The organism is Pandoraea anhela (genome assembly GCF_902459655.1).
GTDB lineage: Bacteria > Pseudomonadota > Gammaproteobacteria > Burkholderiales > Burkholderiaceae > Pandoraea > Pandoraea anhela.
On record NZ_CABPSB010000041.1, the window covers coordinates 1 to 7,083 of the forward strand.

General features: G+C 61.9%; 9 protein-coding genes and 1 tRNA gene. 6 read left to right on the forward strand and 4 right to left on the reverse strand.

Features of this window, described 5'->3' with window-relative positions; genetic code table 11:
• Nucleotides 1-295 precede the first annotated feature (295 nt).
• On the forward strand, nt 296-694 hold the full coding sequence (locus tag PAN31108_RS25970; protein WP_150671629.1) for a GFA family protein: 399 nt from the start codon (nt 296-298) through the stop codon (nt 692-694).
• A gap of 19 nt (nt 695-713) precedes the next feature.
• Here PAN31108_RS25970 and PAN31108_RS25975 read toward each other — a convergent pair whose 3' ends face one another.
• The gene (locus PAN31108_RS25975; RefSeq protein WP_150671630.1) at nt 714-1,055 is read right to left on the reverse strand and encodes a zinc ribbon domain-containing protein YjdM; all 342 of its coding nucleotides are present in this window, start codon (nt 1,053-1,055) and stop codon (nt 714-716) included.
• Nucleotides 1,056-1,279: 224 nt separating this feature from the next.
• On the opposite strand from PAN31108_RS25975, the gene PAN31108_RS25980 reads away from it, so the two are divergent.
• From PAN31108_RS25980 to PAN31108_RS25995, 4 genes are all read left to right on the forward strand, one after another.
• Nucleotides 1,280-1,684: a hypothetical protein gene (locus PAN31108_RS25980; RefSeq protein ID WP_150671631.1), complete on the forward strand. Its 405-nt coding sequence runs from the start codon at nt 1,280-1,282 to the stop codon at nt 1,682-1,684.
• Nucleotides 1,685-1,826: 142 nt separating this feature from the next.
• Nucleotides 1,827-2,060, forward strand: a complete 234-nt coding sequence (locus PAN31108_RS25985) for a hypothetical protein (protein WP_150671632.1) — start codon at nt 1,827-1,829, stop codon at nt 2,058-2,060.
• Nucleotides 2,061-2,241: 181 nt separating this feature from the next.
• The gene (locus PAN31108_RS25990) at nt 2,242-2,793 is read left to right on the forward strand and encodes a phospholipase D family nuclease (RefSeq protein ID WP_150671633.1); all 552 of its coding nucleotides are present in this window, start codon (nt 2,242-2,244) and stop codon (nt 2,791-2,793) included.
• A gap of 87 nt (nt 2,794-2,880) precedes the next feature.
• A complete protein-coding gene (locus tag PAN31108_RS25995; RefSeq protein ID WP_150671634.1) occupies nt 2,881-3,849 on the forward strand; it encodes a bifunctional helix-turn-helix transcriptional regulator/GNAT family N-acetyltransferase in 969 nt (322 codons plus the stop codon).
• 215 nt (nt 3,850-4,064) lie between these two features.
• Here the strand turns inward: PAN31108_RS25995 and PAN31108_RS26000 are convergent.
• A tRNA-Met gene (locus tag PAN31108_RS26000) sits at nt 4,065-4,141 on the reverse strand.
• A 154-nt stretch (nt 4,142-4,295) separates the two neighbouring features.
• Nucleotides 4,296-5,024, reverse strand: coding sequence for a transporter (locus tag PAN31108_RS26005; RefSeq protein WP_150671635.1), 729 nt, complete (start codon nt 5,022-5,024; stop codon nt 4,296-4,298).
• Nucleotides 5,025-5,375: 351 nt separating this feature from the next.
• On the opposite strand from PAN31108_RS26005, the gene PAN31108_RS26010 reads away from it, so the two are divergent.
• Entirely contained in the window at nt 5,376-5,834 is a 459-nt protein-coding gene (locus tag PAN31108_RS26010) for a metal-dependent hydrolase (RefSeq protein WP_150671636.1), read from the forward strand.
• A gap of 23 nt (nt 5,835-5,857) precedes the next feature.
• On the opposite strand, the gene PAN31108_RS26015 is transcribed toward PAN31108_RS26010, so the two are convergent.
• Nucleotides 5,858-6,868 carry a serine/threonine protein kinase gene (locus PAN31108_RS26015; RefSeq protein ID WP_150671637.1) on the reverse strand — a complete coding sequence of 337 codons (1,011 nt, stop codon included), beginning with the start codon at nt 6,866-6,868 and terminating at the stop codon, nt 5,858-5,860.
• Between the last annotated feature and the right edge of the window lie 215 nt (nt 6,869-7,083).

Below are 7,083 nucleotides of genomic sequence, written 5' to 3' on the forward strand. Positions count from 1 at the left end.
GGGCTGAGTCCTGTGCAGTACAGAACCCAGCCCTTAACCGCATAACTTTCCCGTCCAACTTTACGGGGTCAGTTCAAAGGTGCGCCGGTTTTTCCATTTCGGCGGGCGTCTCCTCCCGTCACACTGCATGTGTGACAGTGTAGGGATCCGGTGCAATCCGATAAACGTACGAAACTGAAAGCCTTTGTTGCGCGAAGTGGGGGGAATCGGAGGCCGATGACGTCGGCGGGTGTCGGGCTGTGTAAACTTCCAAAGGTTGGCGAGAGTGACGCCACCTTTTTCAGGGAGTCTGCCGATGTCTGTAATTCAAGGAAGTTGTCTGTGCGGGACCGTAAAATTCGAAATTGGCGGACCGATAGTCAAATTCAGCCATTGCCATTGCAGTCAGTGTCGTAAGGGGCACGGTGCGGCGTTCGCAAGTTATGGCAGGACGAGACGTAAGGATCTTCACCTTCTTGCGGGTAAAGAGAGTCTCAAGGCCTACGCGTCGTCCGAACAGGCGCGGCGCGAATTTTGTGCTCACTGCGGTGCGTCGCTGTTCTGGTCGGGCAACAGCGACGAATTCGCCGAATGGATCTCCGTCGCGCTTGGGACGATCGATACCCCTATCACTGCCCCCGGCCAGATGCATCTTAATGTGGCGTCAGAAGCCCCGTGGTACGCGATCGACGATCATTTGCCGCAGTTCGAGTGAGGCTGAGCGGCGCGCGAGTTCAAGCCTTCCTGACAAACGCCGTCTTCAGGCGCATCGCGCCGAAACCGTCGATTTTGCAGTCGATGTCGTGATCGCTGTCGACAAGGCGGATGTGCTTCACCTTCGTGCCTATCTTGATCGTGCCGCCGGATCCTTTCAGTTTCAGGTCCTTGATGACGGTGACGGTGTCGCCGTTTTGCAGGATCGCCCCTGTGGCGTCGCGGTAGACGCGCTCGGTCGGCGCTGCCGCAGCTTCCGCCTGCGCCGACCATTCATGGCCGCATTCCGGGCAAATGCATCCCCCTGCGTCTTCGTAGGTGAATTCGGAGTGGCATTTCGGACAAGGAGGCAGTGCGCTCATGAGGTTTTCCTGACGTGACGCGATGGCGATGAGAGCGCGAGAGTATAGCGTCTGCCTCGTCGGCATCATTTGCGCTGGCGCAAGCGGGCAGTACAAGCCCTGCGGCTGCCGTCGAAATCCCTAATGGATCGGGGGCATCGCACGGGACATACTGGTTTGGCCGATAATGGGCGTCACCCAATGGGCGTCACGCCCGTCCCCCCAACCACTGCGTCGTATTTGCCATGGTGCCGCAGACCTCGATCCCCATCCGTACGGAATGCCCGCCCGGTGCCTGCACCTGCGAGCGGGAGGCCCTGTTGCAGGACCCGAATGGCGACCGGCGCATTCTGATGCTCACGCAGGCGGAGGAAAAGCGGCTGGTTGGCCGCCTCGAAGCGGTCACGAGCTATGCCGACCTCAAGCACGTAGCGAAGCGCATTTACGCCCAATTGGGCATTCGTCTGGAGATCGCTCCCGGGCCGAACGAGGTCCGCACAGTGAGTGGCTTCGATATCCACCTGGTGGCATGCCCGGGCCTGTGCCGCAAAACCCGGGCATCCATTCCTGCGGCCGTGCGCCGATGTCTCAAGGCGCGTCCGGAAATCGCCTACGAAATCCTGAACGCCCACGATCTGTTCGGCGGCTGAGCGCCACACACGCTCGCATCGATCTCACGGACGCGGCGGAAACTCCCCGTATTGCAACGCGATGCAGAAATTCATCGGCAGGAACGGTTGCATGTTGTTGTGCGAACCACCTTCGCCGACGGCGTCCATGACGAGCGGCGACATGACCGATCGCGATGCCTGTGTGCGCGGTGACGTCAGCCCGACGGCGCTGAGCAAGGCCCAGAGCCTCGATGTGCGCGATAAGCGTGCGGGCGTGAGCGGCGTGGCCACCAAGGTTTACGCGAAGCTGCGTGATCGCTACGATGCCGACGTTGCACAATCCGCTTGGCTGGGTGTCGAGCGGGACGCAGCGTCGTCGAGGGGGTGCCGGTGCTGCCGCAGGTGCGTCAGGTGATCGAGCGGTTGTCGCTGCGATGGTCTGAAGAGCGGGACGCAGCGTCGTCGAGGGGGGGCCGGTGCTGCCGCAGGTGCGTCAGGTGATCGAGCGGTTGTCGCTGCGATGGTCTGAAATGGTTTTGCAGCTACGGCATGCTGTGCGTGTCTTGAAGGCTCCGAAGGCCCGGATATCGAGGGAGATGAAATCGATGCGTGACGTTGCGTTGGCGGTATTGATCGGGCTGCTCCCGGCATCGGCAGTGTCCGCAGCGCCGGCAGTCTCGTGCGCGCAGCCGGGCGTTCAGGTCGGCTTTTCGCCGGAAGGGTCTGCGCGTTCGCTGGTGCTCGACACCCTCGGCAGCGCGAAGCACAGCATTCGGATGCTTGCCTATTCGTTTCAGGCGCCGGACATCATGGAGGCGCTGGTGGCGGCGAAGCGTCGCGGCGTCGACGTGCGGGTGGTCGTCGACAAGCAACGCAACGAAGGCAAGACGAGTCGTGCTGCGATGGATTTCGTCACGCGTCATGGCGTCGAAGTGCGCACGAATGACCGGTTTCACATCCATCACGACAAGACGATCGTCGTGGACGGCGCGACGGTGGAAACCGGGTCGTTCAATTTCGCCGAGTCGGCTGAGACGGGGAATTCGGAGAATGTCGTCGTGATCTGCAATATGCCGGACGTGGCGCGGCAATACCTCGAACACTGGCAGTCGCGTTGGGACCTCGGCGAAGCGCATACGGCGCGGTGATGCTTCGGATGGGGCGCAAGACGTTCTTGCATAAGTTGCGATGTGCAACTATATTGGTTGCACATCGCAACTTATATGAGATGCCTCATGGACATCGTCGATCTGCCCGGCAAACCTCGCGACGCGGAGATTCTTGAGCTTCGCGACTTCTCCCGCCGACTGGTTCGCGAGCTCGGCTTCATGCGCAACACGCTGGCCGATAGCGACCTTGCGCCGTCGGCAGTGCACGCCATCATCGAGATCGGCGCGACGCCGGGCATCAGTGCCAAAGACCTCGGCAATATTCTGCGTCTGGACAAATCGAACACGAGTCGTCAGGTCGCGAAGCTGGAGGCCGGCGGGCTGGTGCGCCGCCTGACCGCGAGCGACGACGCGCGCGCCACCGAACTTTATCTGACCGACGCGGGGCAGAAGCTGCGCCGCAAGATCGACCGCTTTGCGACGGATCAGGTGTCGAGCGCGTTGCGACGCATCGTGCCTGCCGATCAGGCGGCGCTGGTGCGTTCTCTGGCGTTGTATGCCGACGCGCTGGCGCAAGACAACTCGACCCGGCACGACATGCAAGCCGATATCGCCACCCAGATCACCGAGGGCTATCGGCCCGGATGCATCGGCGATATCGCGAGTCTTCACGCGCGGTATTACGCCGAGCATTGGGGATTCGGCGCGTTCTTCGAGAAGAAGGTGGCCACCGGGCTTGCCGAATTTGCTGGGGCATTGCCGGCGGATGGCAATGCATTGTGGCTGTATGTCGAGCATGGACGCACGCTTGCGTCGCTCGCCATCGACGGCAATCTCGAGACAGGCGTCGCGCACTTGCGCTGGTTCATCGTCGACGATTCGCTGCGCGGCACAGGCGTTGGACGACGTCTCATGGCGAACGCCATGGCTTTCGTCGATGCCCGTTTTCGCGAGACCTACCTATGGACGTTCAAGGGGCTCGATGCGGCGCGTCATTTGTACGAGTCGCACGGCTTTCGTCTCGTGGAGGCGTTCGAAGGCGAACAATGGGGCAGCCGAGTCACCGAGCAGCGGTTCACGCGTACGAGAGGCTGAGGAATCGGGTGCGGTGCATCCGCAGGGGCGGCGCAGCGCGACGTATCGCTCACGCGGCTTCAGGACGATGTGAGGCCGTGGTACGCGTGGTACGTCGCGGTCACGGCCCGCGCGAATGGGACCGTCCTCGCGTATTCGTCGCCATGAGTGACAATCACGAGCGACAACAATGACAAAAGCCCGTCGATCTTGCGATCGACGGGCTTTCCTGAATCTGGTTGCGGGGACAGGATTTGAACCTGTGACCTTCGGGTTATGAGCCCGACGAGCTGCCAGACTGCTCCACCCCGCGTCTGAGAAGAAGAATAATACGGGTATTCTGCGCATTGTGTCAAGCATTTATGACATTAAATTTGAGGCGTCCCTCAAATTCATGCGCGACGCGAGCGTTTTTCACGCGTCCTGCGCGTGGACTCACGCGCTGCGTATGCCTGTTCTGGCGCGGCTCACCAACGAATCGTGACCCCGGCCTGCACCGAGTGCGAGATCGATGCGGGATTGAGGCCGCGCTTGTACCCGACGTCCAGGTCGAGGTCCTTCGTCGGGCTGTAGATGGCGCCGACCAGTGCATAGGCGGGTTTGGTTTGCATCGTGCTGTCGGGGTTCGTGGCGAGCCCGATGTCACCCACGAGTCGCAAGGCATCCGTGACACTGAAGAGCACGGCGGTCGAGGCGTTCCACAAGCTCTGACGATTTCCGTTGCCGTTGTTGTTCCATGTGTAGCCGGCATTGGCGAGCAGCGTCCATCGGTCGATGTTGTATTGCATGAGCAGATTGGCGCCGGTCGTGGCGCGCCCGTTGCCCAGGCCCCGTTCCTGACTTGCGGTCGGGAGTGTGACGAACGGTTTGACGCCGAGACTCCATTGCTCGCCTTCGAGAAAGCGCCATTTGGCTTGCAGTTGCAGGTCGCTCAGACCGCTGGTCCAGCCGTCGCCATCGGGGCGCGTGCGTTGATACGGCGCGCCGATGGCGATATCGAGAGTGGGCAGCACGCCGTACGTCAGTGTGTTGGTCCATTGCTGCTGGCGTGCGGTCGGCTGCGTGATCCATTCGCTGTTGAGTTCGAGTTGCCAGTTGCCGGTGTCCTGTGTGCCGGTGTCGTCCGTGACGAGCGGATTCGTGGCATGTGCGGCAAGCGGCGCGACGGCGGCGGCCAGGATCAGAAACTGCTTCATCGAAAACTCCTGCGGGGACCCGGGTTCTTTTTTGACTTGGGTTCGTCTGGGGGCGAGCGTTGGCTATCGACGAGAGGGGGCTGCCGTCGGGGCACGCAATGCATCGGTCGAGCGGATCGTAAAGTCGGGATGTGACACCGTCAATCGAATCGCAACGAAATCTCGCGGAACGTGTCGTATTTGCCGCTGTGGTCGCGACGTCTTATTCGATGGCGTTGCGCGTTGCGGCCCGATGTGGTGATCCCGCCCTCATGTTTATGCGGACTGCGTTCGTTATGGGGTGGTAGACTTCGGCCCCTTTTTTTCGGCGTGCGGATTCGAGCGAGTTCGCGCGCGTCGACCATTCCTTTCATGCAAGCCAGAAGTCATCTCATTTTCGGTATCGGCGCGACGTGGCTGATGCATCGCACGGGTTGGGCTGCGAGCGTCCATGCGTGGCCGCTCACGTTGGTCGGTGCGTTGCTGCCCGATATCGATCATCCGAAAAGCCTGCTCGGACGCCGCGTTGCGCCGCTGTCACTGGCGATCTCCGGGGTGTTCGGCCATCGTGGCATGACGCACTCGTTGGTGCTGCCGGTGCTCGCGATCGTTGCGTGTCTCTATGCATGGGGCTACGTGCCGGCGTGGATGCTCGCGCTTTGCGCCGGCTATTTGTCGCATCTGCTCGCCGATTGGCTGACGCCCTCGGGGGTGCCGCTGTGCTGGCCGCTTCGGACGCGTTTTCGCTCGCCGCTTTATGTCACGACGGGCTCCGCTGCCGAGTGGTGCGTGGCGGCGGCGCTCGCGTTCGCCATGTGGCGGTGGTGGTGAGCGAGCTTGTGTCGATGTCGCCGTCAGCGCCAGACCAGCGGCGCTTCTTCCATCAACGCGACTTGCTCGCGTAGCTCCAGAATGCGGTCCTGCCAGTAGCGTTGCGTGTTGAACCACGGGAAGGCGGCGGGGAACGCCGGATCGTCCCAGCGGCGTGCGAGCCAGGCGCTGTAATGGAGCAGGCGCAGCGTGCGCAAGGCTTCCGTCAGATGAAGCTCCCGCGGATTGAAGTCTGCGAAATCTTCATAGCCGGAAAGGACCTCGTCCAACTGGGCGGTCATCTCCTGGCGCGTGCCGGAGAGCAGCATCCATAGGTCTTGCATGGCCGGGGCCATGCAGGTGTCGTCGAAGTCGACGAAGTGCGGGCCGGCGTCGGTCCATAAAACGTTGCCGCCATGGCAGTCGCCGTGCACGCGCAGTCGTTTGACGTCTCCCGCGCGTTCGTAAGCGCGCGCGATGCCGTCGAGCGCCAGATCGACGATGGTTCGCCAGGCGTCGCGCAAGTCTGACGGAATGAAGTCGTTCGTCCACAGATAGTCGACGGGAGCGCGACCGTAGGTGTCGATGTCCAGTGTCAGGCGATGCTCGAAGGGCTCGACGGCGCCGTGAGCATGGATGCGTCCGAGGAATCGGCCCAGCCAGTTGAGCGTGTCAGGATCCTGAAGTTCCGGCGCACGGCCGCCGCGACGGGGGAATAGAGCGAAGCGGAAGCCGTCGAAATGATGCAGGGTTCGGCCTTCGACTTCGAGCGGGGCGACGACGGGAATCTCGTTTTGTGCGAGCGACCGCGTGAAGGCGTGCTCTTCGAGAATGGCCGCATCCGTCCATCGCCGGGGACGGTAGAACTTGGCAATCAACGGCGGGCCGTCCTCCATCCCTATCTGATAAACGCGGTTCTCGTAGCTATTGAGGGCGAGCAGGCGCCCGTCGCTATAACTGCCGAGTTGCTCGACGGCGGCGATGACCGTGTCGGGCAGCAGGGCGGCGAAGGGATGCGGATGCCCAGGGGTGTCGTTGGGGAGATCGGTGTTCATGGGTGCTATTGTGCCCAAAGGCTGCGGTGCTGGTGTGCGGAGCCGCCTATATATAGCGCACGCGCTGGCTAGTGCCGGGAGGTCAGGGGAAAATGCCGCACCTTCAAAATAGTTTCACAAAGTGCTTGCGTGTCGTAACGAAGGTCATTAATATCTCGTCTCTCGCAACGACAGCGACGCAGCGAAAGCAGCGACGAAGTTGAAGCGACGGGCTG